Below are 23901 nucleotides of genomic sequence, written 5' to 3' on the forward strand. Positions count from 1 at the left end.
CCCACACTAGACATCGCAAATTCTGCATTTATAATGCCGTTATCACGTAGAGGGTAATGCTCTTTTGATTGTTGTTGTCTTCTTGCATAATGCCAATGTCGAATTCTACGCGGACGCGGGTTCCGCCAAAGGCGGCTTCCAACTTGGGAATGATGTCTACCATAAAGTCGTCCTTTAAATGGCCTGCACTTCCGCTAGAGGTGATTTCGATGATGCACAAGACGCTTCTGCCAAAGTGGAGGGTGGGGGAGGTTCCCAGCGAGAATTTAACGTAGCCATCTTCGCCGGTAACACCTTCCATAAAACCTGCGCGGGCTTCGTAGAAGTTGGAAAAGTTGCTGGCAATATAAACATCCTTACCGTAGGTAAAGACGACGGCGCTACCGTTGTTACGGTTGAGTCCGAAATAGCCGTCGAGCTCAAGAAAACGGCCTGCGCCCATACGGTATCTTCCGCCAATGTCAATGGAGGCTTCCATGTTGTCCATCTTGTTGTAAGTGTACATGTCCACCTTAGCGCCCAATTCCCATTCCTTGTTGATGGCTCCCATGATGTTGATGGGGAAAAGTACGTTGTCTCCAAAGTCGGAACGCATACCGACACCAGCGGCAAACTTGGGCGAGGGGCGTGTTTCGGGGCCAAAAGTGTAGCGCATGTTCCAAATGCGGTCCAAAGCGAAGGTGTTTTGAATGCAAAGGCCTATTAATACAAAAATAATGAAATGGGAAATTTTCATGTGCTCCAATTTAGCTAAATTTTAGGCGCAAAAAAAGAGGATATCATGATTGATCCGCGTCCAGAGCTTTTGAAACTTTCTGATTACGTTCCCGGCAAATCCATGGAAGAAATCCGTGCGAAGTACGGGCTTACCGATGTTGTCAAACTCGCCTCGAACGAGAACCCGCTCGGAGCTTCCCCGAAGGCTGTCGAAGCTTACCACGGAATTGCGGATGCGTTACACTTGTATCCGCGCGGTGATGCTCCGAAGCTGATCAATGCCATAGCTGATTTCTACGGCGTGAACACCAACCAGATTGTCATCGGTAACGGTTCCGACGAAATCATCGACATGGTGGGTAAGGCGTTCATTCGTCAGGGTGACAACTGCGTAGGCATTACGCCGACGTTCTCGGTCTATAAGTTTACGACGCTTTCGAATGGTGCCGACTTTATCGGTGTCGGCGTGGGTGATCAGAAGACGCCACTTTCGGAACTCTTGAAGGCTATCAACGACAAGACACGCGTGGTCTTTATCTGCAGCCCGAACAATCCGACTGGCGTTTACTACAACAAGCAGGAATTGCTTGAATTCCTGGATAAGGTTCCGAGCAATGTGCTCGTCTTCCTTGATCAGGCTTATTCTGAATTTGCAACGGCAAGCGATTATCCTGTACTGATTGACATGCTGGACAAGTACAAGAACTTGTTCATCAACCGCACCTTCAGCAAGATTTACGGCCTTGCTGGGCTACGCATTGGTTATGCCTTCGGTAACGTTGATGTAATCCGCGCCTTGTGGAAAATTAAGCCGCCCTTCGACGTGAACCAGGCCGCTCAAGTGGCTGCCATTGCCGCTCTCGGCGATAAGGATCACGTCAAGCGAACGCTTGAACTCAATGCCGAAGGAATCAAGTATCTGACACCGGAATTTGAATCACTTGGTTTCAAGGTGTTGCCGACTCAGGGTAACTTTATCTGCGTGCACATTGGCCCCAAGGCGAAGGACCTCGTGCTGTTCCTCGAAAAGAACGGCATGATTGTTCGCGGGCTTACGAGCTTCGGTCTTCCGGAACACATCCGCGTGACTCTCGGCAAGCGTGAAGAAAACGAACTTCTGGTCTGCCTTGTCAAGAAGTGGAAGGCAGAAAACTAATCGCCGGAGGTGTTATGGCAGCGACCGCAGAAAATCAAGAACTTCTGAAAATTGCGCTCAAGGCGGCCGAGCTTGCCCAAGAAAATATCATGAAGTATTTTCAGGCAAGTGTCGGCGTGGAATGGAAAAAGGATAATACGCCTGTTACCATCGCCGACAAGAGCACCGAAGAAATCGCCCGCAAGTTCTGGGAAAAGGAAACTCCGGGTTTCGGCGTCATTGGCGAAGAATTCGGTATCGAAAATCCCGATGCGGAATACCAGTGGGTCATTGACCCGATTGACGGCACCAAGGCCTTCATTCACGGCGTACCCCTGTTCGGTACGCTCATTGCCTTGTACAAGAAGGGAACGCCAATTGCAAGCCTCATTCGCATTCCCGCGATGAATACGGCGGTCTGGGCAGTCAAAGATGGCGGAGCCTTCTTAGACGGCCGTGAAATCCGCTGTTCCAAGGTCGCAAAACTTTCGGAATCGTTGGTGCTTTCGGGCACGGTGAATACCATGGAAACCGCAGGTTACGGCGAAAAGTACGCGGCCGTGCGTCGCGCAGCCAAGCTGCACCGCGGCTGGGGTGACTGCTACGGCTACTACTTGGTGGCCGCCGGCCGTGCCGAACTGATGATTGACCCTGTGGTATCCCTTTGGGATATCGCCCCGTATCCGCTCCTGTTCAAGGAGGCGGGCGGCAAGTTCAGCACCATTGACGGCAAAACCGAACTGTTTGACACAAGCGGCAAGCCGGTTGCCCCGATTTACGAAGGCTACACCAGTATGGCCTCGAATGGCCTGATTCATGACGAAGTTGGCTGTTATTTTGTGTAATTTATTGCAAAAAACTTATATAAGCTAATTTTCTTTAATTTTTTCCTTTTAAATTTCGTACCAAATTAATATATTTGGTGCGTTTTTAAATTTGTTCTAATTAATTTAGTTCAAATTTACGGTATAACATAAATCAGGAGAACAAATGAAACGAGTTTTTAGCTCTGTTTTTTTGGTATGTTCATGCATTTGGGCTCAAAGCGGCCTTACCGTTGAAGCCTTCGATGAACAATCTAATAATAATACACAACTTACGCTGCGCCTGCGCTTAAAAAATAATACTGCAGAAACGCTGAGTAATATTCAGGCGAAATACCTGATTGAAAGGGATGATTCTAGAACGCTTAATGTCTATCCCTACTATATGCCCAATGCGACATACACGCTGGATACCTTGAGCGATTATCTTGTCGTTAATATAAATGTAAACGCGGTTGCTCCCGGTTTTTATCCCAATGAAAGCGGAATCAGCCTTGGTATGGTCTATTCCGATGGTGAAAAGTTCTATAAGGATAGTGACTACAGCTATCCGGGTAAGGGCAATTTTAAATCCGCTCCCCATATTGTTGTAATGCAAAATGGCGCGTGGCTGACGGGTGAACTTCCGCCTTTGATGTCTGCAGCCAAGTTACGTTTTAAGGCCATTCAGCCTGAAAATTCTGACACGCGCTCAGCATGGGTCGAAATTGAAAACTACGGCAAGGAATCTGTAAACCTGTCCCGATTTGTCCTCAAAAATTCGGAATCGCACAGAGCTTCTATTGGCGATTTCACCTTGAAACAAGGTGATAAACTCCGTATTTGCCAAGATATTACCCTTGAATGCCCTGTAGATAGCTTTACAACTGTTATCCAGAACCTTTCTTTTGGTAATTCCGGTGAACTTAAGCTTACTCTTGGTGATAATGCCGTTGATTATGTGGCATGGGGTAAGCAGGGGACTATGGGAGGGGCATCCTTTTTATCAACGAGCCCTGTTGAAATTTTAGGTGAATATGAATCATATTACAATGGAGCGTTCTTCCGCTATATTGATAATATTGGCTGGAAAATTTTCAGTAGTAAAGAAATTGATAAATATGAAAATGCGCTTCCGTCTGCGAGGAGTTATAATATTCCTGATGGTAGTGCCATTGTCTTGAGCGAAAATCAAAAGCCACGTTTTGCGTGGATGGAAGTTTCTGGAGCAAAGTCTTACATACTGTCTGTTTACAATGCTAATGATACTTCGTTAGTTTTCCAGAAGCAAACAGAAAAAACGTTTGTTGATGCAGATATTCCCCAAGGCGAATATTTGTGGAATGTTGAACCGGTGGAACTTACTTTTGGTGCCAAGGTGTTTGAAAACGGAGACCTTAGCTACGTTGTGGTTTTTGACGAAGAACAGGGCCAATTTTTAACGAATGTAACTTTGTTGAATGCCCCCACTATTGGAGCTCGAAAAGATACGAAAATGCTTGCAACAAGCATGGGCAACAAGGCCAAAGAATGGGGGTGGAATCGCGAACACACTCTGTCTGAAGAAAAAACTCCGGAAGAAAAAATGCGCTGTTGGGCTGTGGGATTTAACATCTTGAATAAATTTTATGGTGGAACCCTTACTCAAGATGAAATCAAAATTATGGGCATGAAGTATAAAAATTATACTGCTCTAGACTATTTCATGCTAGGTGATGATGGCGGTCTTAAATTGTCTGAATTATCTATTTTTGTAGATCTGATAAAGGATATCTTTGACAGAAATACAACAACGATAATGCCGACGCCTACTCCAAGCTCAATTAATCCTAATAAGGCAACGCTTATTCGTCGTAGTAAAAATTCTCCGTTAAATGATGACGATGTTGAAATTATCAAGCAGTCCATTGCTAAAAAGAATCCGGTATATATAGCTACAGTTTCGGGTTCGGGACATGTGATGATTATTGATGGCTATGCGGAAGGTGTAGATGATCTATATCGATCAAGCACTGAAGAACTTATAATGAAAAAAGGGGAGCCTTTCTTCCATTATGTGAACATTGATAATAATGGGTATAGTGCTTGGCTGACTAAAGATGCCTTTAATGTGGTGTTCTACTTTGTCATGGGAAAACCTGATTTCGTATTAAATAGAGACCCTCTCCTTGCACAAGAAAAAATAGATAGCGATGATGATGGCGTTATTGATTACGATGAAAAATATCGTTTTGAAACAGAAGTTAATGACGATGATTCCGATGATGACGGTGTGAGCGACTATAATGAAATTTATGCAATGACTAAGAAGTGTACGTTCATTTCTGAAACAGATATCGTTAATGGTGAATCATATACAACTTATCATGGCTGCAGAGTTTACGATTATTACGATTCTGATGAAGACGGCCTTCCTACTTATAAAGATCCGGATTCTGATAATGGTGGCGTAAAGGATGGCGCAGAAGATTTAAACGGAAATGGTGAAGTTGACCCAGGTGAAACTGATCCGTATCTGGAATCGGATGACAAGAAATTAGAAATCACTCAAAAAACATATGACCTTCCGGATGGTATTACTATTTTCGGTAGAGAAAGAGTGGCCCTTAACGATGGAGTTGTCTGCTACAATACAACTAAAACTGATGGGGATTATTGTGATATTGTTAGTTCTTCTCGTGCCTCGCAAAGTACAATTATACTTGGCGTAAGGGCAACGGTTCGTAACATTTATACTCGCGGAGGAATGTGGCTTCGTGTTAGATCGGTTGTCGATGGATTTGTTGCCCCGTACACGCTTCCGTCGTTAAAGCATCCGATTAAAAAAGATATTGATGTGACTATTCGTGGAAAATCGGATGCCCTCAATACCATAGCCTTCCCCTATTCCGATGAATTTGATACATGGACACTTGACGAGGAACCGAAACTTGAACATGTTGTCAAAGATGGCGAAGTATTTGAATGGAAGGAGAACGACAAGTATAAGACGCTTAAAGTAGAAGCTGGTGGTAAATTGGTTCTCAATCCGGGAACGTTTATTGCCAAGGAACTGATTTTGGATAGAAAATCAAGTGTTGAGTTTGCAAAACCAGGCGAGGCGACTCAGGTTGTTGCTATGGATTTCTTGAATTGGCGAACCGAAATTATTAACAAGGATCTGCCTTTGGTTGCTCGTGGATTCAAGCTGATTACCTATATGCAGAGCGAGCGTCTGTATACACTCGGCATTAATTGGGCCGGAACGTTGTATGCTCCTTATTCATATGTTATATTTGGACAGGCCTCTAACAAACTGATGTATGGTCGATTCTATGCTGATATCGCAATTGTTCACCAGAGAACCAAAGTTGTCAGAGTAGATTACGATCCCTTTGTTCCTGAAGTTGAAGAGGAAAATCCTGATGTTGAAGAAAAGAATCCGGACGCCGGTGATGAAAACGAAAATCAGGAAACCGTAGTTGCGGAAAATGACAATCCCTCTGAAGATGATGTGATCGGAGATGGTTTGTTCAAACAACGCCCTGCAAATGAAAATGTCATAAATGAAGCCGTTGCAAAGTCTTCTTTCGCAGCGGAATTGAAGGGCTTTAGCAGAAATGGTATTGTGTTCGAGACAAAGTCGGCAGGAATCGTTAAAATCAGCGTCATGTCTGCTAATGGCATTATGGTGAAGAGCGTTTCTGCGGGCAATCTCGAAGCCGGAACGCATTCTGTCGCTTGGAATTCCGACAACGTACCTTCGGGTCGTTACCTCGTAACGCTTTCCCAGAACGGGAAGGTGAGTGGCAAGTTTGTTTCGTTGAAATAAATAGAACCATCTAAAAAGCAAAAAAAAGGCCCGCTCCAGTTTATCACTGGTGCGGGTCTTTTTGTTAGGAGGAGGGATGATTGGAGAAATTATTTCACCGTGAACGCATTCCCGTCGTAGTCGATGACTACGGGCTTTGCGGCACTCACGGTACCGGCGAGAATTGCGTGGCTCAGCGGGCGTTCCACGTTCCTTTCCAGGTAACGCTGGATCGGCCGCGCGCCGAATTCCGGCTGGTAAGCGCCGTCGGCAATGGCATCGAGCGCCTTGTCGGTCAGGGTCAGTTGCAAATCCTGACGGGCGGCGCGTTCGGCGAGTCCCTTGAATTTGAGCCTTACGATGTCCCTGATTTGCGGCTTTGTGAGGCTCTGGAATACCAGCACTTCATCCAGACGGTTCAGGAATTCCGGTCTGAAGAATCCGCGGAGTTCCGGCTCGATTTCCTTCAAGGTCACGGGCTTTGCATCACCCGCGCGGTTCTGGAAATGAGCGGCACCCAGGTTCGACGTCATGAGAATCAAGGTGTTCTTGAAGTTCACCGTACGGCCCTTGCCATCGGTCAAACGACCGTCGTCAAGTACCTGCAACAGCGTGTTGAACACGTCGGGGTGAGCCTTCTCGATTTCGTCCAGCAGAATCACGCAGTACGGATGCGTACGCACGGCTTCGGTCAGCTGGCCGCCTTCTTCGTAGCCCACGTATCCCGGAGGCGCACCGATCAAACGGCTCACGCTGTGCTTTTCCATGTATTCGCTCATGTCAATACGCACCAGCGCGTTCTCGTCGTCGAACAGTTCCACGGCAAGCGCCTTCGCAAGTTCCGTCTTGCCCACACCCGTCGGGCCGAGGAACAAGAAGCTGCCAATCGGCGCATTCTCGCGGCTTAAACCACTACGGTTACGCAAGATTGCTTCCGAAACCGCTTCCACGGCTTCGTCCTGGCCAATCACGCGGGCATGCAGTCGTTCGTCCAGGTGCAACAACTTTGCCTTTTCGCCTTCGCACAGCTTCGTCACCGGAATTCCGGTCCAGCGGCTCACCACAAGGGCGATGGTTTCTTCGGTCACCTCTTCGCTCAGGTCGCCGTCGCCTGCAGACTTCTTGATTTCTTCCGTCTTCGCGGCGATTTCCTTTTCGAGGTTCACAATCTTGTTGTACTTGAGTTCGGCGGCGCGGTTCAAGTCGTAGCGGGCTTCCGCCTGCTCCATCTCGTCCTTCGCCTGCTGCAAGGATTTCTTAAGCCCCTGCAACTCGGCGTTTTTCGCACGCCTCTCCTGCCAACGGTCCTGCATCAGCTTTACAGCAGCATCCGTCGTCGCCAGTTCTTCACGCAGCTCTTTCAGGCGTTTTACGCTGGTGTCGTCGGTTTCCTTCGCCAAGGCCTGCTCCTCGATTTTCATCTGGAGTTCCTTACGCTGCAAGGTGTCCAAGGCTTCGGGCACCGTATCCATCTGCGTCTTCACAAGGCTTGCGGCTTCATCAATCAGGTCAATAGCCTTGTCCGGCAAGAATCGGTCGCTGATGTAGCGGTTCGAAAGCTTCACGGCGGCCACAAGCGCATTGTCGTGCAGACGCACGCCATGATGCGCATCAAAGCCGTCCTTGATGCCACGGAGAATAGAAATGGATTCCTCTTCACTCGGCTCGTCAACCTGCACGGGCTGGAAACGGCGTTCCAATGCGGAATCCTTCTCGATGTACTTGCGGTATTCCTGCGTAGTGGTAGCACCGATGCAGTGCAGTTCGCCACGGGCGAGTTTCGGCTTGAGCATGTTGCCCAAGTCCATGGAGCCTTCCGTCTTGCCCGCACCCACGATGGTGTGGATTTCGTCGATGAACAGCAAGGTATTGCCGTCTTCTTCAAGGGCGTCAAGCACCGCTTTCAAACGTTCCTCAAAATCGCCACGGTATTTTGCACCCGCCATCAAGGCAGACAAATCCAGCGCGAACAACTTCTTGCCCTTCAGGGCGTCGGGCACGTCGCCGCGATAGATACGCTCGGCAAGCCCTTCCACAATGGCGGTCTTACCCACGCCGGGTTCACCGACCAGGCACGGGTTGTTTTTCGTCTTACGGCTCAAAATCAAGATGACGCGGCGGATTTCCTCTTCACGGCCAATCACCGGCGAAAGCTTTCCGTCGGCGGCCATTTCCACGAGTTCACGGCCGTACAGTTTCAGCGGGGACTGTTCCTCGGCATTGGCGGCCCCTGCAAACGGGTCCGACAGCCACGTTTCCACGACCTCCACGCTGCCCAGCGCATCTTCAAAAACCTTCGCAAGGCCGCGGTCGCCCGAGAACTTCATGAGGGCCACGAGCATGTCGCCCGGGGTCACCATGCGGTTCACCTGACGCGCCGCCTGCACCGAGGCGCGCAAAATACGGTTCAAGTCGTTATCGGGTTCCACATCGGGGTTCACGCCCTCCATACGCGGAATCTTCTGCACGAACGGCTCCAGCTTGCCGCGAAGCTCATTCGTCTTCGCGCCCTTCGACTTGTAGAGTTTCTTCAAGGTGGCATCGGGGCCTTCTACCAGGCCCACAGCCAAATGCGCCGCACCCAGGTAGGAATGCGAGCAACGGTCGCGCAGGCTCTGCGCCTTCGCCAAAACTTTTTCTGCATCGTTATTGAAATCGGACATAGTTGCCTCTTTTTTATTTTTACCGCTTTCCAGATGCAAAACCCGTGCCAACGCCCTGAAAAAAGAAAATTGGGCCGTTTTGGGGCTTTTTTTGTCTAAAAATGGGTCTTTTACAACAATTCCATCGCGGGCTGTTTAATAAAAAAATGCCATTTTTTCAAAAAATTACGCTTTTTTGACTCATTTTGAGACTGAAACGGGGCCTGGGGTGTTGTAAAACACAACAACGCTTTGTGTCTTGCCACTATACCTTTTGCCCCCGTACGAATCTATCTTATAGGTACGAAACCAAACATCCCAAACACCAACTACGGCATCCCTTGGGGGGGATGCCGTTAGTTTTTTATAGGGGTGTTTTTTTGGTTATTTCGAAAGGCACTGCGCCGATTTAAGTATAATGTCGACTTCCAGCTTTTTCTGGTCCTCGAAGGCGGTCTTCATCAGGTCGCGCACGCTGTAATCCTTTTTGATCGAGTTCAGCACGCATTCGCAGGTGGCCTTGTCCACGTCGCCGGCCTTAAGGCATTCTTTTACGAAGGCGTTGTCCGTTTCGGCGGGGTAGTTCTGGGGAATGCACGGCTCGATAAATTCAAATCCCCATTTTTCAAAATCGATGTTGTCGCCGTTGATCGAACTCATAATCTGGTTGATAAACTTGCCATCTTTAACAAGGCGGTCAAATGCGCAATTGCAGGTCTTGTCGGCCTGGTTTACGCCGAGCCATTCCATGGATTGCACCGTGCAAGACTGTACAAAGTTGTCCTTGAAAAGCGGAGTTTGTAGTAGAGTCTTGAAAATCAGCATTTCTTCTTGCGAAATTGCGGGAGCCTGGGTGCTAGCCTGTGCGGGAGCCTGGGTTTTTGCGGTCGAATCGTTGGCGGCAAAGCAGAACGCTGTGGCGCACACGAAAATGGCGAGTGTTTTAGAAAAGGACATAAGACTCCGTTTTTTTTTCAGAAAATAGAAAATTAGTTATTTTTGGGCCATGAAGTTTTGGCTTGCCTTATTTGTAAGTTTGCTTGTAGCCTATGCCTCGGCGGCACCTAAATTCAAAAAGAAAAACGAGTTCAAGGACCCGCGCGACAAGCAGACGTACCGCACGGTGAAAATTGCCGGCCTCGAATGGCTGGGCGACAACCTGAATTACAAAACCGAGGGCAGTTTCTGCTACAAAGACGATGACGACCAGTGCATGGTTTACGGCAGGCTCTACACTTGGGATGCGGCTAAAAAGGCATGCCCCGCCGGGTTCCGCTTGCCCACGCATGCCGATTTTGAAAGCCTCTGGACTGCGGCGGGCGCCGACTTTAACGCGGGTTACTTGATCAAAGCAGATTACGGCTGGTCGGGTGACACCAACGGCAACGACACTCTCAAATTCTCGGCGATGCCCGCCGGCAACCGTTTTGACGACGAAACCTACGGCAACACCGCCAAGTTCGCCTTCTTCTGGAGCGCTGACGATTCCTCCGAAGGCGTTGCTCCCGGCTCTGCCCGCGTGTGGTACCTCACCAGCAAGTCCATGGCGTTCGGCTACATGTCCAAACCCAAGAACTTCGGATTCTCGGTCAGGTGCGTGAGGTAATTATTTCCCGAATAAATCGGCGTGAGAGCCGGTGTCTACAAGTTCTAGAATAAGAATGTTTTCTTCGATCTTGTAGTTTAACAACCAGTCCGATTCAATATGTAATTCCCTATGGCCAATCCATTTTCCGACAAGGGGATGGTCTTTATAAGAATCCGCAAGGGATTCCCCTTTTGCGAGAATTTCAACTACATCTTTTAGTTTTTGGGAATCTTTTCTGCGCTTTGTTAATCGCTTGACCGATTTCTTAAATCGGCTGGTTGCTCGAACAGTGTATTTATATGGATTTGTCATATGCCAAGTTCGTCCCACAGCTCCTGCGGTGAAGCATAAGTTTTTGCATTAGGATCGTGGGCGAGTTCTTCGCCTTCCTTGATGGCTTCGAGGAGTTCTTTGGACGGAGGTCTTGTAACGGCAAAAGGCAGGCCGTGGTGCAGAATGGCTTGCTTCAGGAAAACCGTAAACGCTTGGGAGAGCGTCAAGCCCAAGTCGTTGAATAGTTCGGTTGCCTGAGCCTTGAGCTCTTTGTCGATTCGTATGTTTGTTACCACGGTACTCATACCTCTAAATATACAACAATTAGTTGCGTTTGTAAAGTGTCTGTGGTGTAAATGTTGTAAAGTGGGCGGCCTTGTCATTTTTCGCAATTTCCTTAATTCTTGCCCAAAGATAAAACAAGAAAAGTCTAATGCGTGCAATCAATTGATTGCAAAATTGCGATTGTTTTTAGGAGGGGGAAGCATCCCCCTAACTCTAGCCACGGCTCAGCCTGCTCCGCACGCCATATATGGAATCGGCGGCCTTTCGACCGCCACGTTTGTTTAAAGATTTACTTCAAGTTGCGAATTTTAGCTTCCGGAAGTCCCGTATAAGAAACAATCTTTTGAAGAGGCTCTTTATTTTCAAGCATTTTCTTCGCAATATCCATTTTCGTCGAATACTCGGCTACAGCCCGGTCGAAATCGCTCATGTCTACAGTCATAAGATACCTCGAACTGAAATTACATAATTTCACCTCGTTTTGCAAGAGCTTGAACACGGGATCATTTGCAAATTCACTGAAATCGGCTTCGCGATTCAACGTGTCGATGGCGCGGAGCCACTGAGCCAAGCGGCAGTTGTCGCCGACATAGTCCTTCGCGTTCTTGAGAAACTTCGCCACTTCAACCAACGTCACTGTCTGGCGGTCAAAGTAAACCTCCTGTTCCTGATTTTTCAGCTGCACCGTATGGCGGTAATTTGGCGACTTCGCGAACGCGTCAAAGAACTGGAAACTGACCACGTGCAAGTTTTCGAGTTGCGGAACTTCGCCCTGTTTCACCATATTGTTTGTAAGGCGGGCCACGTAAAGGACAAGACGATCCTTGAACAAGGAATTGCTGTCCTCGTGTTGTACCTCAATCGAAATGCGATCACGCGGTGCATCTGATCCGCGATCATTCGTCAGCAAAATGTCCGGTTCGACACTGTGGTAACCAAGCTCGCCAGGAATGAACGGGTTCACGAGCTTCGGATTAGCGATGCGGTCCGAGCCGATCAAGCCCAGAGCCGCATTCACAAGGTCCGTCGTGAGAATCAAGTTCTTTTCGCTGGCAAGGATTTTCTTGATGCATCCGTCGTTGTAGAAATACACGTTCCTGTGTTCGTATTGTTTGACAAATGCGTCAATGTCTTGCCCGTTTTCATTCGTTTTTCTGAGTTCACCAAGAAACTGCGCGAATTCATCACGTTTCATTCTATTTTTCCTAAACCGGGGAACAGCCCCCGAAAAGCGAATAGAGAGTTGTCCCTATCTTTATATATACACGCTTTTTTAGGCAAAATTGAGACTGAATTCCATGTAAAAAGATGTTTTCACGTTTCTAACGGGCGCTCGCCGCCCCGCAACGCCCCGGCTTCAAAATGCCCACGGCTCCAGAAAAGTGCTCGTCTCGCTCTTACATGACCGTTCGACTTGCGTCTCACTCTCACTACAGCCCCAGCTTAACGCATGGGGCTTTAAGCTCACATGGCCGTTCCGGAATGTTCGCTTTGCGGCCAGGCTATCGCCGTGTCTGACGTTACTCCCTCGCCTAAGGGCGCTCCTCCCCTTAAAAAACCCGGCTTCTCTTCTCCCATCCCTGAAAAACAGCGCTCCGGCTCAGCCTGCTCCGCACGCGGACACATTACGGCCTTCGGCCTTTACTGTCCGCTTAGCGGCCAGGCATTCGCCGTCGCTTTCTTTAGGCGTCCATCATCAGTCGAGGTTCAAGCGCCTCAATTTTAAAGTTCTTGCGAACGGAATTTTTTTTATTGTTCTTGATGTTCTTTTTGGACATAATAACTCCCAATGGCATTCCTTAAGGAAAGCCTTTTGACTTCGATTTTTTATTAAAATTTTACTTGATGAAGGTATCGCCTTCGTCCATTACGCAGCGAACCGGAAGTGCACCCTTCTTATAAGTCGGCGAAATGATAAGAGAAGACGAAATGTTAACTATTATGGCGCCTAGGCCATCATCAGCTTTTTCTTCAGGCAACCAAAACGTAGCAAGACCATTACTCGGATTTTCATCCCCATTAGGCAGTAATGACATTCCACTGGAATTAGTCTTTTTTTCGTTTTCCCATACAGCACGAGACAACATAGTATAACTAGCATCTATTCCCCGAGGTGACGCAAAGTGTTTCCATTCGGTTTCGTTCATCACATGCCAACCTTCCGGACACACTCCCTGCACCTTGGCATCGTAACCAAGCTTTATGTTACATCTTGAGTCATCAGTAACGCCGACGCTGTCACACACTTTGGGAAGTCCCAACGCTTCGCTCCAAGTGTAAAGTGCTCCGAAATAATTGTCACAATACCAAGGGTCATCTTGGTAGCAACGTTTTTCAACCTTCGAATCATCAAAAACCGTCGTTGTACTGTCAATTGTTGTATCTGCGTAATTTAGATTCTGAGCCATCACCGTAAAAGAATCAATGAAAGTCGTTTCGCCGCTTTGAAGTTTTATATAGTATCGAACGGTCTTGTAAACCTTTCCATCGCGAGGATCCCTAAACGAGCCATAAGTCACAGCCGGATTAAACACGCTATCCATATTCGGATAGACCTTGGGTTTTACTACATCCACAATAGAATCAACAACCCACTTGCCATCTTTACAACTCACAAATCCTGTGTCTATTTCAGAAACAACTATTTTTTGTTCACCTTCTTCACATTGTTTAAATAAAATCGCAGAACTGCTGCTAGAATTCCGCGCGCTACTACTCGACTCGACCACCGACGAGCTACTATTCTTTCCACTTACGGAGCTAGAAGAATTTTTTTCTGATACCGAGGAACTGGATTTTTTAGAATCTTTCTGAGAAGACGAGGATGCAGAACCATTGTCGTCATTGCTACTCGACGAGATTTCACCGATTGGATCGGGAGCGGAGCTACTAGATTCATCGCCACATGCTGCGAGCAGGGCTAGGAGAACAGACAGGGCCAAAACGCTTTTAAAAATCTTCACAGAAGACCTCCAGTTGTAAAATCCCACCAAACTTTCATTTTGGGGCAAATATAAATAATCAAATTTATACTTTCTGCAATTCGCGACCGATTATATGGATTTCGGTGCAATTTTTTTTCTTTTTGTAAAAAGAAATAAAATTTTCGAAAAATTGGTATTCAAACGTCCCAAAACAGCGTGTATAGTAATAGGGGGTAAAAAATTTCACCTTAACCCTTGATATTATGTCAAATCTGATATATATTTTATGAGTCCGAGTCATAAACCATTGGTTTGGTTGCATGAGCAACCGCAGACACCACCGTTATCTCAAAAAGCGAGGATAGAAACCGGATATCTGTTACGATTACTGTAATCGGGAATGAATCTGTCGCTTCCACAGAGTCGCCCGATGCCGTCGATTGGAGCACATTGTCATGAGCTTCGCATTCGAGATGAAAATAAGATATGGAGATTATTTTATCGGATTGATACGGATGCAATAGTTGTGATTTTATGGACGGAAAAGAAAACGAGCAAAACGCCTGATGAAATTCTTAAGTTGTGTCGTCAACGATTGAAAACTTATGATGCGGAGGATTAGTTTATGGATAAGTTGAAAAAAGAAAGATTGCAGAAAAAGGGGTGGAAAGTCGGGGATGTCGACGATTTTTTGGGGTTGAGTCCTGCTGAAATGGCGATTGTTGAAATGAAGGTCGCTTTGGCTAAGGCGTTGGTTGCCAAGCGGAAGTCTCTTGGTGAAACACAAGTCTCTGCCGCAATTATCGCGAAAACGAGCCAGTCTCGTTACGCCAAAGTGGAACATGCGGACTCCAGCGTTTCCCTTGAACTGATGATCAAGATGTTCTTCGCGTTAGGTGCGACCAAAAAGGAATTGCTGAAGACGTTGTCGGCGTAACATTTGACTTCTTGTAAAAAGAAATAAATTTTCGCGAAATTGGTATTCAATTGCCTGAAAATGGCGTGTATAGTAATAGGGGTGCGCCGAAAATACACTCTACCTACTTGACATATACACATAAAATAGGTATATTGGATGATACAAAGTTTTGCAGACAGAGAAACGGAACTCCACTAGGAGCAAACCATGAGCAAACATATTGAAACGCCTACTATCGGAGAAATTCTGAATGAAGAGTTTTTTACGCCTATGGGTTTGTCTGCTTACAAAGTCGCCCAGGCAATCAATGTTCCTGTTTCAAGAATTCAGGACATTCTTCACGATCGCAGGCGAATTACAGTCGACACTTCTTTGAGGCTCGCCAGGTTCTTTGGAGTTTCTGACGATTACTTCATCTCTTTGCAAGATGATATTGACATTCGTAATCTTAAAATCGAAATCGCCGAGGAATTGAACAAAATTAAGACTTTTGTGCCGGTATAGCGAAATCGACGCCTGTTGAAGCGAGATTAGACAAAGCCTTCACTTCGTTTCATTTTTGTCTAAGCATTCATCAGTGAACGCGAGATTAGACAAAAGTTTCACTTCGTTTCAACTTTTGCCCTGCGGGTTTTGGCTTCGCCAAAATCTCTAAATCACGCAAAATTCGCTTCGCTCATGGCGTGATTTAGTCGAACTCACTTCGTGAGTTCTCTTCTCGCGCTAGTTGCAATAAAAAAACGAAAGGACACCCAAATGGTGTCCTTTTCGTTTTTATCGGAATAGCGAGATTCGAACTCACGACCTCTTGCTCCCGAAGCAAGCGCTCTACCAGGCTGAGCTATATTCCGGTTCGGTGGTCCAATAATAGAAAAAAACTTGAAGAATTTAAAGGGGAAAGGTGCAAAAAAATGAAAAAAGTCGAATTTTTATTTCTTGGCGGGCTTTCTGGTGGCTTTTGCCTGGGCGGGGCGCGGTTTTCCGAGGATCATGATGCTCGAACCGGCGTTGTCGGGCTCGACTTTGTACAGCTGGATGCGGTTGCTCCATTCGGAACGCACCTTGCGGTCGATGATTCGTTTGACGTTGCCGTAGCTCGGGTTTCCGCCGCCGTGGATGACCCTGAGAATCTTGAGGCCAGCAATCATCAGGTCATCGATGCGCCGTTCCACGGCTTCGGCCGCCTCGTCGGATGTCATGCCGTGGAGGTCGATTTCATCTTCGGGCACGGGGAGTTCCCAGGCGGCCGGGTTACGGCGCATCTTGCGCCCGCGCGGGGCGCGCGCGGGGCGTGCGGCGGCTTCCGCTTCGGCTTCTTTCCGCGCCTGCTCGTCCTTGTCTTCCATGTGGTGGTTGTTGATCCACTGCAGCTGGAATTCTTCTTCTTCGTTTAGCGCCATGATTCTCTCTTTTTGCGGTAAAAATAGATTTTTTTGCCGAAAATGCTGTTTTTGAATCCGTTTTTGCCTTCTAATCGTCAATTATTACAATTTTTTGCATTGAATTTGGACTCTATTTTCTTATATTGTAATAAAAAGTTGAGATTTTTGTAAATATGAGTCGTTTGCGGGTTGTTACAGCTCTATTTGCCTTGCTGGTATTTATGGGTTGTGTAAAAAACGAAGTCCCTGAAAACAGGGTATTTTCGCTTGACGACTTGGCGAACAAGAAGGTCGGTGTGCTTATCGGCACAACGGGCGAAATTTACGCAGCCGATTACGGTACGGACTCTACTCGACTCCAGTTGGAAAAGTTTGAAACGCTTGCACAGGCGGTGGACGCCTTGTTGAATGGTTCCATTGATGCCGTGCTCACGGACGATACTCCGGCCAAGGTCTTTGCCCGCAAAAATCCCTCTCTCAGAATTTTGAATGAAATCTTCAAGGAAGAATCGTATGCAGGCATTGTCGCTAAAGAAAACATGGGCTTGCTTGATTCTGTCAATATCGCTCTAATCCAGATGCGTGCGATGGGCGTTTACGATTCGATTTTTGATGCCTATATTGGCGGACAATCCAAGTATCACGTTAAGACTGATTCGGTGAGTGGTCCTGTTCTTAGAGTGGCGACCAATGCCGAATTCCCTCCGTTTGAATTCCGTTGCAAAAAACGCGGAATCGTGGGGATCGATATCGAAATTGCTCGCTACGTGGCTAATTACCTGGAACGTCCGGTCGAAATTATCGATATGGATTTTGACGATATCATCGATTCTATTCGAGCCGGAAAAGCGGACCTTGGTCTTGCGGCGTTCTCGGTCACTGAAGAACGCGGACAGGTCATCAATTTTACGGATAACTATGCCACTTCGAAAATTGTGGTCATGGTGCGCAGTGGCGAAGATGAATCAACTTTCCAGCGCATCAAGGATTCCCTTTTCGGGGGTTAAACCTTAAAGTTTCCGTGGTAATTCCAACTCCACTGTTCGGGGTACTCGGAAATCCACGTTTCAGTTTCTTTTGCAATGTCCGCGATGATTTTTTCGGGATCGGACTTGGGCGGATAGACGCTTTCAAAACGGATGACGATTTGATGCTTTGTGTTGGTCCACGTGCGGAACGTGACGACGGATGCTCCCATCTGGTTCACTTTTTGCGGGAGACGTAAGTAGAGCGTGCTCGCTTTCCCGAAAAGCTGGACTTCGTTGCCTTTGGTATTCTTTCCTTGGTCGAAGACCATTGCAAGAATCCCCTTGGTCTTGAACAAATCGCGGATAAGTTTGCCGGTTTCTTCGGGGTGGTATTCGGTCAGGTGCGGGTCGCTGCGGAGTTCTTTGAGTACCTCGCGGAATGCGTCGTTGCCGACAGAATCAGTAATCAGGTGCACGTGTTCGCTATAACGGCAAAGGGCGCGGTGCAAAAGTTCGAATGCACCCTGGTGAATGCTGATGCCGGCAACTGGACCATGCTTTACCGCTTCACGGATGATTTCTTCGTTTTCGTAAACGATTCGATTTTCGACACTTTTAAAGCGGGCGAGTCCCCGGTACGAATCGAGTGCATTCCAGAAAATGCCTCTGAACATGTCGCGTGCGCTTACGTTTGTTTTTAAGTAGGCCTTCGCGTTTGCAAGGTGCATTACCGTGCGGCCGTAAGCGCGCTTGGTATGCAACGCCTTGTAAATCGGAAAAGCGAGTGTGAATAGCGCAGCGTAGAATGCGTTTGGCAGGCGGAGCAGGAAATGGAAAGTCGCTTTGTACAGAACGAACCTGAAATTCTTCATTGATCCTTCCTACTTCCAACCGTCTACTGTCTACTATTCATCGAATTCCAGAATGTTTCTTCCGAGTTCGCGTTCGAACACGCGGCGGCTGAGTCCTTCGCCGGCGTAGCTGAGTGTGGGCGACACTTCGTAAAGCTTGCCCGGTTTCACTTCTACATGAGCCTTGCGCAACCATTCGCGGTGGAGTCTGCCAATCATTTCGCGTGCAGTCTTCGGACTGTCGTTTCCTTCGGCGTTTTTCACCGGGCTGAATTCTTCTTCGCGGACAACTCCAAACGGCATCATCGTGCCCAGCTGCGGGAATGCATCGAACAGGAACTGTTCGAACTTCCAGCACTTTTCGATACCGCAAACGGTCTTTCGGGCGGTGTGCCACGGGAGCTTGCTTGTCTGTAACTTACGCAAGCCTTCGGTTTTGAACAAGTGAATGGCGATATTTCCGCCGTCAAAGGTCAGGCTTCCGTCAGCGTTGGTCATGTCGCGGTAGTTTTCGGGCAAGTCGCTGTATTCCACGACTCCGGGCTTGTTGTTCTGCAAGGCGAAAATGCCCACCTTTTCGTTGGGCCCTGCCTTGTGCACCACCTTGGATGCCGACATGCTGCGGCCTTCGCTTGCGAGTGCCCCGATAAAAGCCGGGTCGCAAATGCGGCAAAGCGCGTTGTCGACGCTGTAAAGGAATACGTAGCGCACGCCTTTTTCAATCAACCAGGCGAGAGTGCCGCTCTGGGCGAGAGCCCTAAAGCACCCGCCATTGCCATCGGGCACCAGGGCCAAACGGTTGTTCTCGTCGACGACGGCTTTTCCGTTCGGGTCGAGCGCGCAAATTGTACCTTGTTCAAAGAAACGGATGTTTTCGCGGGCGTAACCGAAAAAGTTGTGCTCGGTAAAGAAGTTCACAGTCGCTTCGTGATTCAGCGGGCTTGTCATGATGCACCACGGAATCGCATGTCCTACTTGGGCGGCCAAGTTCTGCAAGCGTTCTGCCTGCAGCTGGAACAAGCTCTTGTGGCTCGGGAGTCCGATATCGAACATACCCTTCGGACCGTCGAAACCGAGGCGCGAACCTTGACCGCCTGCAACCAAGAATGCGGCCACCTGACCCTTGCCGAGAAGAATTTCGCCAGTCTCTTTCCAGAAGTCGTAACGCAAGTCGTCGGTTGCAATCTTGAACGGCATCGGCTTCAATTCGCCCGACACGTTGTCATCGAGCGAGGCACTGGATTTTTCGGTGTAAAGAGCCTTCAGTTCTTCCCAGTCCTGGCTTGCGATGTCGCGCTCCAAGTTCTTGCGGGCATCGCCATTCAAAGATTCAAGCTTGGCGACCAGCTCTTGCTGACCCGCCGCATTCAAAGTTTCAATTATGTCCATATTTTACCTAATGCCGAAGAAAATCACCATGCTTACGATGAGCGCGAAGATGCTGATGAGGTGCATGCGCCACACAATCTTCGAATTCATCAGGGGTTTGCTCGGGAAACGGCCTTCCCACTTCTTTTGGTAGTGGTGGTGGAGAGGCGCGCAAAGGAAGATGCGCTTGCCTTCGCCGGTGGTTTTCTTGGTGAACTTGAACCAGCTAATCTGGAGCAACACGGAGCATGCTTCGGCAATGATGATGATGCAAACGATGGGGAGGAAAAGCCCTGCCTGCACTAGAATGAACATAATACCGATAGCGGCTCCAAAGCCTACGGAGCCGGCGTCGCCCATGTAGATTTCGGCCGGAGGGCTGTTGAACCACAAGTAGGCGAGGAGTGCACCCGCAATCGACATCGCAAGCGGGAATAGTTCGTCGCAGCCGGGCAGGTACGGAACGCTCAGGTACTGGCTAAAGATAAAGTTGCCGCTCACGTAGGCCACGAGGCCCACAAACACCATGCTCGAAAGAATCGGTACAGAGACAAGGCTGTCGAGACCGTCGGTGAAGTTCGTTCCGTTGGCAGAAGCTGCAATCACGAAGGTCATGAACCCGACGAAAATCCAGTTGGGCAGGTGAATCTGGAAAACACTAATGGGGCAGAAGGGGATGGTCAAGTCGCCCTTGAGTTCGGGAATGAACTTGTAGCAGAAAATGGCAACGACCAGGCTAAACAAGAAATAGAGGAACAGACGAAGGCTGCTGGAAATGCCGTCGGCCTTGTCCATGTAGTCGGCGGCCTTGAGCTTGCCGAGCTTGATCAGGCGCTTGGCCTTGACTTTGGCGATGTCGTCGATGGCGCCCACGGCAGAAAACGCGGCAAGCACAATCAGAGTCGAAATGGTGTAGCCGTTCATCTTGCATACTAGGAGCGACACGATTTCTACCACAATGACAAGGAGAAGTCCGCCCATAATCGGGGGAGACTTGGATTTGCCGTCTTTATCGAAGTCCGATGTCGCATCGAGGCTCTGGAGTTTACGGATGTAGATTGGCATGAAGGTCATGACGAGGATGATAGAGAGCATGGCTGCTGTGCCTGCGCGGAACAGACGGCCATCAAAAAGATCGATATTCGTTAAATGATAAAGCCACTGACAAAGCATGCCGTAATAATAAAAAATTATAGGCACATTTGGCTTTATTTTTCTAAATTATAGGGCATGAGTGAGATCCATATCAACTGCCCCCATTGTGGAGTTTCCTTTGACGCCCAGCTTCATGGTGATTCTGCGAACATGATGGTGTTTTGCTGCGCCCGCTGCAAGACTCCTTTGATGTATTATCATGGTGAGGTCGCAGAATTGGATCGAGAAGAATTTGCCGGACTCCGTAAAAAGTTGAGCCGCGCCATAGACGCTGTTGTCAGCAACGGCGGTGCCATGGGGGCTGTCGCCGAAGCCCTCAAGAAGATGGTGGATGCCTCCGAAGCCTTGGCCGAAGAACGTACCGAAAAGGGCGAAAACTTACCCAGCCCGCGCGAAGGATCCGCTCCTTCGGAATTTGAAAATGTGGCCGAAAAAATCGCTGGCGCCATGGCATCTAACGATGCTGAAAAGGTGCAACCGGCGGTTATTTCGGACGATGTTCTTGCCGATTTGCAAAAAGACCTCGACGAACTCGATGTCGACAGCTTCTTGGATAAGCTATAGAATTAAACCTTCTACAGCCAACTTCCTATTGTCTACTTCCTGCTTCCTACCGTCTACTAATCATGCTTGAATTCTTTATTGCAGCGCTTGTCGTGGGGATTGCCCCCGGGCCAGATAATTTATTCGTACTTGCCCAAAGTGCTGCCCACGGCGCCCGAGCCGGTTTTTGCGTGATTTTGGGGCTTTGCACGGGAATCATGGTGCAGACGGGGCTGCTGGTCGCGGGGGTTTCGGCGCTGGTTGCCGCAAGCCCGACGGCGTTCTTTGTGATGCAGTGCCTGGGGGCGGCGTACTTGCTGTATTTGGCGTACCGGAGTTTTCAAGTTCGCGCCGGAAACGTGGCTATAGATGATGAAAATCATAAGCCCAGCGATGTCGGCCATCCTTCTGCCCGCAAGCTTTACCTGCGCGGAATCATTATGAACATTTCGAACCCGAAGGTGATTCTCTTTTTGCTGTCGTTTATTCCGCCGGCTGTGCGCTTGGACCGCCCGATTCACCCGAGCCTGCAAATGGCAATCTTTGGCGCAGAATTCATTGTGGCGACCATGATTGTGTTCGGTTCGGTCGCCCTGTTGGCTGGCGCCGTTAAGAAGTTCCTGCTGAATAGCCCGAAGGCGAACCGCAACCTCAACTGGTTCAGCGGCTGCGTGTTCGTACTCTTGGCCGTGGCGCTGTTCTTGGTTTAAAGCTGTTTTTCTATCAACTTCAGGATTTTTTCAATCGCGACTTCGGGCGCATCGCTGGTGTCGCCGCCGGCGGCACGGGTGTGGCCGCCTCCGCCGAATTCTTTTGCGATGGCGTTTACATCGACTACATAGTTGCTGCGCAGGCTGATTTTGTACTTCCCGTTTACGGGATACAAAAGCAAGGCCACTTCGGTGCCGCCGACTTCACGGATGGTGTCAATGACGGTGGAAAGTTCCACGGGCGTGACACCGAAACGTTCCATGTCTTCGGGCGTAATGTAGCTGTAGACGACCTTGCCGCCTAAACCAAGCTTGCTCTGCTGCATGGCATAGCCCGTAATGAGCGTCTGCTTGTAGGTGCGGGTGTAGTAAGTCTCATTCACGATTTTTGCGAAGTCGACGCCAGCTTCAATCAGGTCGCCCACCACCTGCATGGTGCGCTTGCCGGTGCAGCTGTACTTGAAGGCTCCCGTATCGTGTACAATGCCGAGGTAAAGGGAACTGGCGGTGTCGCGGCTGATTTTAGCCTTGTCGAGGTTTACGTATAGAACCTCGCTTGCAGAACTTGCTTCGGGCTCCACGAGGTTCAGGGTGCAAAGGTTCAGCGGGTTGCTAATATGGTGGTCGATGTTGATGTTTTTCTTGGCTGACTTGATGCATTCGGCGCCGTTCGCGCCCACGCGTTCAAAGCTCGGGGTGTCCATGAGGAAGACGAGGTCGTAGGGCTTGCCGCTGTTACATTCGGCTGTCCAGGCTGAGTGGGCATCGCTTGCCCCGCGCAAAATCTTGTAGCTGTCGGGGAATTCTTCAAGGAACAAGTCCGCCTGAATGGTGGGGTAGTTGTCCTTGATGTAGTTGTAAATGCCTGTGGTAGAACCCACGCAATCGCCGTCCGGGCGCACGTGCCCGAAAATGGCTACGGAACTTGCTTCGCTTAAAAATTCATCAATTCTCATAGTTGGGAATATAGCAAACATTTCTATATTTTGAACTATGAAACTCTTTTTCACTGATCTTGACGGTACGCTCCTGACCGACGACAAGCGGATTCTCGATGTGGACATGAAAGCCATCGAGGGAATGCTTGCACGCGGGCACAAGTTGGTGCTCTGCACCGGGCGTCCGCTCACGAGCGCCAAGCAACTGGCGCAAAGGTACGGCTTCGACAAGCCGGGCTTTTTCCTGGTGAGTTTCAACGGCGGGCTCATTTACGATTACTCCACCGAACAGTCCATTCTGACGCGCTACATTCCGGTAGAATCGGTCAAATTCATTATGGATGCGGCCCACAAGGCGGGCATGCACGCGCACACGTACTCGGGCGACCTCGTTGTCTCGGAATACGAGACGGAACAACTCAAGACGTATTGCCGGCTGATGAAGATGGACTACGTGGTTGTCAAGGATATTCGCGACTACTACGGTGATTTTATCAATGTGGTGGTAAAGCCTCCCATCAAGGTGAATATCATTACGCCGTTTAATCACGATAGCCTGCTCGATTTTCGCGCCGAGATGCGCAAGACCACGGCGGGCAAGCTCTTTGACGTGTTCAGCAAGCCCGAAATGCTCGAATTTTCGCACATGCAGTCCAACAAGGGCGATGCGGTGCGTTTTATGGCCGATTTTTACAAGGTCCCGCTTTCGGATACCATCGCCGTGGGCGACGAAGAAAACGACTGCCCCATGATCGAGGCCGCAGGTGTAGGAATTGCCATGGCGAACGCTTCCGATGTGGCTAAATCGGTGGCCGACTATGTCACAAAAGCGGACAACAACCACGGTGGAATTGCCGAAATTATCCAAAAATTCGTGATTTAGTCACTTTTACCACAAATATTCCAATTT

General features: G+C 48.7%; 24 protein-coding genes and 1 tRNA gene. 11 read left to right on the forward strand and 14 right to left on the reverse strand.

What is annotated here, in order from left to right; translation table 11 throughout:
* Positions 1 to 28 precede the first annotated feature (28 nt).
* Complete coding sequence (locus B9Y58_RS01835) at positions 29 to 736, reverse strand: hypothetical protein (protein WP_073053768.1); 708 nt, start codon at positions 734 to 736, stop codon at positions 29 to 31.
* Between the two features lie 45 nt (positions 737 to 781).
* On the opposite strand from B9Y58_RS01835, the gene hisC reads away from it, so the two are divergent.
* From hisC to B9Y58_RS01850, 3 genes are all read left to right on the forward strand, one after another.
* The gene (hisC, locus tag B9Y58_RS01840; protein WP_073053770.1) at positions 782 to 1873 is read left to right on the forward strand and encodes a histidinol-phosphate transaminase; all 1092 of its coding nucleotides are present in this window, start codon (positions 782 to 784) and stop codon (positions 1871 to 1873) included.
* Between the two features lie 14 nt (positions 1874 to 1887).
* On the forward strand, positions 1888 to 2697 hold the full coding sequence (gene hisN / locus B9Y58_RS01845) for a histidinol-phosphatase (protein WP_109639632.1): 810 nt from the start codon (positions 1888 to 1890) through the stop codon (positions 2695 to 2697).
* A 145-nt stretch (positions 2698 to 2842) separates the two neighbouring features.
* Entirely contained in the window at positions 2843 to 6466 is a 3624-nt protein-coding gene (locus tag B9Y58_RS01850) for a FlgD immunoglobulin-like domain containing protein (protein WP_073053773.1), read from the forward strand.
* A gap of 89 nt (positions 6467 to 6555) precedes the next feature.
* Here the strand turns inward: B9Y58_RS01850 and B9Y58_RS01855 are convergent, their stop codons facing one another.
* Positions 6556 to 9108: an ATP-dependent Clp protease ATP-binding subunit gene (locus tag B9Y58_RS01855; protein ID WP_073054707.1), complete on the reverse strand. Its 2553-nt coding sequence runs from the start codon at positions 9106 to 9108 to the stop codon at positions 6556 to 6558.
* 363 nt (positions 9109 to 9471) lie between these two features.
* Positions 9472 to 10044: a hypothetical protein gene (locus B9Y58_RS01860; protein ID WP_073053775.1), complete on the reverse strand. Its 573-nt coding sequence runs from the start codon at positions 10042 to 10044 to the stop codon at positions 9472 to 9474.
* 49 nt (positions 10045 to 10093) lie between these two features.
* Between B9Y58_RS01860 and B9Y58_RS01865 the strand changes: the two genes are divergently transcribed.
* Entirely contained in the window at positions 10094 to 10693 is a 600-nt protein-coding gene (locus B9Y58_RS01865; RefSeq protein WP_073053777.1) for a fibrobacter succinogenes major paralogous domain-containing protein, read from the forward strand.
* Here B9Y58_RS01865 and B9Y58_RS01870 read toward each other — a convergent pair whose 3' ends face one another.
* The 5 genes from B9Y58_RS01870 to B9Y58_RS01890 all read right to left on the reverse strand — a co-directional run bounded on the left by B9Y58_RS01870 (position 10694) and on the right by B9Y58_RS01890 (position 14196).
* A complete protein-coding gene (locus B9Y58_RS01870; protein WP_073053779.1) occupies positions 10694 to 10987 on the reverse strand; it encodes a type II toxin-antitoxin system YafQ family toxin in 294 nt (97 codons plus the stop codon).
* Positions 10984 to 11253: a type II toxin-antitoxin system RelB/DinJ family antitoxin gene (locus B9Y58_RS01875; RefSeq protein ID WP_073053781.1), complete on the reverse strand. Its 270-nt coding sequence runs from the start codon at positions 11251 to 11253 to the stop codon at positions 10984 to 10986. The genes B9Y58_RS01870 and B9Y58_RS01875 overlap by 4 nt, the downstream gene beginning before the upstream one ends.
* Before the next feature lie 269 nt (positions 11254 to 11522).
* Positions 11523 to 12428 carry a PD-(D/E)XK nuclease family transposase gene (locus B9Y58_RS01880; protein ID WP_073053782.1) on the reverse strand — a complete coding sequence of 302 codons (906 nt, stop codon included), beginning with the start codon at positions 12426 to 12428 and terminating at the stop codon, positions 11523 to 11525.
* Positions 12429 to 12915: 487 nt separating this feature from the next.
* Complete coding sequence (locus B9Y58_RS01885; RefSeq protein ID WP_158278300.1) at positions 12916 to 13011, reverse strand: LEPR-XLL domain-containing protein; 96 nt, start codon at positions 13009 to 13011, stop codon at positions 12916 to 12918.
* Between the two features lie 60 nt (positions 13012 to 13071).
* Positions 13072 to 14196, reverse strand: a complete 1125-nt coding sequence (locus tag B9Y58_RS01890; protein WP_109639634.1) for an FISUMP domain-containing protein — start codon at positions 14194 to 14196, stop codon at positions 13072 to 13074.
* Between the two features lie 391 nt (positions 14197 to 14587).
* Here B9Y58_RS01890 and B9Y58_RS15110 point away from each other — a divergent pair, with 391 nt between their 5' ends.
* The 3 genes from B9Y58_RS15110 to B9Y58_RS01905 all read left to right on the forward strand — a co-directional run bounded on the left by B9Y58_RS15110 (position 14588) and on the right by B9Y58_RS01905 (position 15580).
* A complete protein-coding gene (locus B9Y58_RS15110; protein ID WP_199220932.1) occupies positions 14588 to 14779 on the forward strand; it encodes a type II toxin-antitoxin system RelE/ParE family toxin in 192 nt (63 codons plus the stop codon).
* Positions 14780 to 14782: 3 nt separating this feature from the next.
* On the forward strand, positions 14783 to 15094 hold the full coding sequence (locus tag B9Y58_RS01900; RefSeq protein ID WP_072977374.1) for a helix-turn-helix domain-containing protein: 312 nt from the start codon (positions 14783 to 14785) through the stop codon (positions 15092 to 15094).
* Positions 15095 to 15283: 189 nt separating this feature from the next.
* Complete coding sequence (locus tag B9Y58_RS01905; RefSeq protein ID WP_073053786.1) at positions 15284 to 15580, forward strand: HigA family addiction module antitoxin; 297 nt, start codon at positions 15284 to 15286, stop codon at positions 15578 to 15580.
* Between the two features lie 273 nt (positions 15581 to 15853).
* On the opposite strand, the gene B9Y58_RS01910 is transcribed toward B9Y58_RS01905, so the two are convergent.
* A tRNA-Pro gene (locus tag B9Y58_RS01910) sits at positions 15854 to 15927 on the reverse strand.
* Positions 15928 to 16005: 78 nt separating this feature from the next.
* Positions 16006 to 16476 (reverse strand): Smr/MutS family protein, encoded by a 471-nt coding sequence (locus B9Y58_RS01915; RefSeq protein ID WP_073053788.1) that lies wholly within the window; start codon positions 16474 to 16476, stop codon positions 16006 to 16008.
* 203 nt (positions 16477 to 16679) lie between these two features.
* Between B9Y58_RS01915 and B9Y58_RS01920 the strand changes: the two genes are divergently transcribed.
* Entirely contained in the window at positions 16680 to 17465 is a 786-nt protein-coding gene (locus tag B9Y58_RS01920; RefSeq protein ID WP_158278301.1) for a transporter substrate-binding domain-containing protein, read from the forward strand.
* Here B9Y58_RS01920 and B9Y58_RS01925 read toward each other — a convergent pair.
* Genes B9Y58_RS01925 through mraY form a run of 3 tightly spaced genes read right to left on the reverse strand, consistent with a single transcriptional unit; the run spans position 17462 to position 20818 of the window.
* A complete protein-coding gene (locus B9Y58_RS01925) occupies positions 17462 to 18298 on the reverse strand; it encodes an LpxL/LpxP family acyltransferase (RefSeq protein ID WP_073053792.1) in 837 nt (278 codons plus the stop codon). The genes B9Y58_RS01920 and B9Y58_RS01925 overlap by 4 nt on opposite strands.
* Positions 18299 to 18331: 33 nt before the next feature.
* On the reverse strand, positions 18332 to 19666 hold the full coding sequence (locus tag B9Y58_RS01930) for a UTP--glucose-1-phosphate uridylyltransferase (protein WP_073053794.1): 1335 nt from the start codon (positions 19664 to 19666) through the stop codon (positions 18332 to 18334).
* 3 nt (positions 19667 to 19669) lie between these two features.
* Positions 19670 to 20818, reverse strand: coding sequence for a phospho-N-acetylmuramoyl-pentapeptide-transferase (gene mraY / locus B9Y58_RS01935; protein WP_073053796.1), 1149 nt, complete (start codon positions 20816 to 20818; stop codon positions 19670 to 19672).
* A 57-nt stretch (positions 20819 to 20875) separates the two neighbouring features.
* On the opposite strand from mraY, the gene B9Y58_RS01940 reads away from it, so the two are divergent.
* Positions 20876 to 21364, forward strand: coding sequence for a hypothetical protein (locus B9Y58_RS01940; RefSeq protein WP_073053797.1), 489 nt, complete (start codon positions 20876 to 20878; stop codon positions 21362 to 21364).
* Positions 21365 to 21426: 62 nt separating this feature from the next.
* The gene (locus B9Y58_RS01945; RefSeq protein ID WP_073053798.1) at positions 21427 to 22053 is read left to right on the forward strand and encodes a LysE family translocator; all 627 of its coding nucleotides are present in this window, start codon (positions 21427 to 21429) and stop codon (positions 22051 to 22053) included.
* On the opposite strand, the gene B9Y58_RS01950 is transcribed toward B9Y58_RS01945, so the two are convergent.
* Entirely contained in the window at positions 22050 to 23009 is a 960-nt protein-coding gene (locus tag B9Y58_RS01950) for a DHH family phosphoesterase (protein ID WP_073053799.1), read from the reverse strand. The genes B9Y58_RS01945 and B9Y58_RS01950 overlap by 4 nt on opposite strands.
* A gap of 37 nt (positions 23010 to 23046) precedes the next feature.
* Here B9Y58_RS01950 and B9Y58_RS01955 point away from each other — a divergent pair, with 37 nt between their 5' ends.
* Entirely contained in the window at positions 23047 to 23874 is an 828-nt protein-coding gene (locus tag B9Y58_RS01955; protein WP_073053800.1) for a Cof-type HAD-IIB family hydrolase, read from the forward strand.
* Positions 23875 to 23901 lie beyond the last annotated feature (27 nt).

Source organism: Fibrobacter sp. UWB15 (genome assembly GCF_900177705.1).
Taxonomy (GTDB): domain Bacteria; phylum Fibrobacterota; class Fibrobacteria; order Fibrobacterales; family Fibrobacteraceae; genus Fibrobacter.

Excerpts from the sequence above, each read along its gene's own strand:
- B9Y58_RS01880 (WP_073053782.1), bottom strand. The coding sequence starts at position 12,428 with ATGAAACGTGATGAATTCGCGCAGTTTCTTGGTGAACTCAGAAAAACG.
- B9Y58_RS01955 (WP_073053800.1), top strand. The coding sequence starts at position 23,047 with ATGAAACTCTTTTTCACTGATCTTGACGGTACGCTCCTGACCGACGAC.
- B9Y58_RS01920 (WP_158278301.1), top strand. The coding sequence starts at position 16,680 with ATGGGTTGTGTAAAAAACGAAGTCCCTGAAAACAGGGTATTTTCGCTT.
- B9Y58_RS01930 (WP_073053794.1), bottom strand. The coding sequence starts at position 19,666 with ATGGACATAATTGAAACTTTGAATGCGGCGGGTCAGCAAGAGCTGGTC.
- hisN (WP_109639632.1), top strand. The coding sequence starts at position 1,888 with ATGGCAGCGACCGCAGAAAATCAAGAACTTCTGAAAATTGCGCTCAAG.
- B9Y58_RS01835 (WP_073053768.1), bottom strand. The coding sequence starts at position 736 with ATGAAAATTTCCCATTTCATTATTTTTGTATTAATAGGCCTTTGCATT.
- B9Y58_RS01950 (WP_073053799.1), bottom strand. The coding sequence starts at position 23,009 with ATGAGAATTGATGAATTTTTAAGCGAAGCAAGTTCCGTAGCCATTTTC.
- B9Y58_RS01870 (WP_073053779.1), bottom strand. The coding sequence starts at position 10,987 with ATGACAAATCCATATAAATACACTGTTCGAGCAACCAGCCGATTTAAG.
- B9Y58_RS01915 (WP_073053788.1), bottom strand. The coding sequence starts at position 16,476 with ATGGCGCTAAACGAAGAAGAAGAATTCCAGCTGCAGTGGATCAACAAC.
- B9Y58_RS01925 (WP_073053792.1), bottom strand. The coding sequence starts at position 18,298 with ATGAAGAATTTCAGGTTCGTTCTGTACAAAGCGACTTTCCATTTCCTG.
- B9Y58_RS01860 (WP_073053775.1), bottom strand. The coding sequence starts at position 10,044 with ATGTCCTTTTCTAAAACACTCGCCATTTTCGTGTGCGCCACAGCGTTC.
- B9Y58_RS01905 (WP_073053786.1), top strand. The coding sequence starts at position 15,284 with ATGAGCAAACATATTGAAACGCCTACTATCGGAGAAATTCTGAATGAA.
- B9Y58_RS01855 (WP_073054707.1), bottom strand. The coding sequence starts at position 9,108 with ATGTCCGATTTCAATAACGATGCAGAAAAAGTTTTGGCGAAGGCGCAG.
- B9Y58_RS01850 (WP_073053773.1), top strand. The coding sequence starts at position 2,843 with ATGAAACGAGTTTTTAGCTCTGTTTTTTTGGTATGTTCATGCATTTGG.
- hisC (WP_073053770.1), top strand. The coding sequence starts at position 782 with ATGATTGATCCGCGTCCAGAGCTTTTGAAACTTTCTGATTACGTTCCC.
- mraY (WP_073053796.1), bottom strand. The coding sequence starts at position 20,818 with ATGCTTTGTCAGTGGCTTTATCATTTAACGAATATCGATCTTTTTGAT.
- B9Y58_RS01875 (WP_073053781.1), bottom strand. The coding sequence starts at position 11,253 with ATGAGTACCGTGGTAACAAACATACGAATCGACAAAGAGCTCAAGGCT.
- B9Y58_RS15110 (WP_199220932.1), top strand. The coding sequence starts at position 14,588 with ATGCCGTCGATTGGAGCACATTGTCATGAGCTTCGCATTCGAGATGAA.
- B9Y58_RS01940 (WP_073053797.1), top strand. The coding sequence starts at position 20,876 with ATGAGTGAGATCCATATCAACTGCCCCCATTGTGGAGTTTCCTTTGAC.
- B9Y58_RS01885 (WP_158278300.1), bottom strand. The coding sequence starts at position 13,011 with ATGTCCAAAAAGAACATCAAGAACAATAAAAAAAATTCCGTTCGCAAG.
- B9Y58_RS01865 (WP_073053777.1), top strand. The coding sequence starts at position 10,094 with ATGAAGTTTTGGCTTGCCTTATTTGTAAGTTTGCTTGTAGCCTATGCC.
- B9Y58_RS01900 (WP_072977374.1), top strand. The coding sequence starts at position 14,783 with ATGGATAAGTTGAAAAAAGAAAGATTGCAGAAAAAGGGGTGGAAAGTC.
- B9Y58_RS01945 (WP_073053798.1), top strand. The coding sequence starts at position 21,427 with ATGCTTGAATTCTTTATTGCAGCGCTTGTCGTGGGGATTGCCCCCGGG.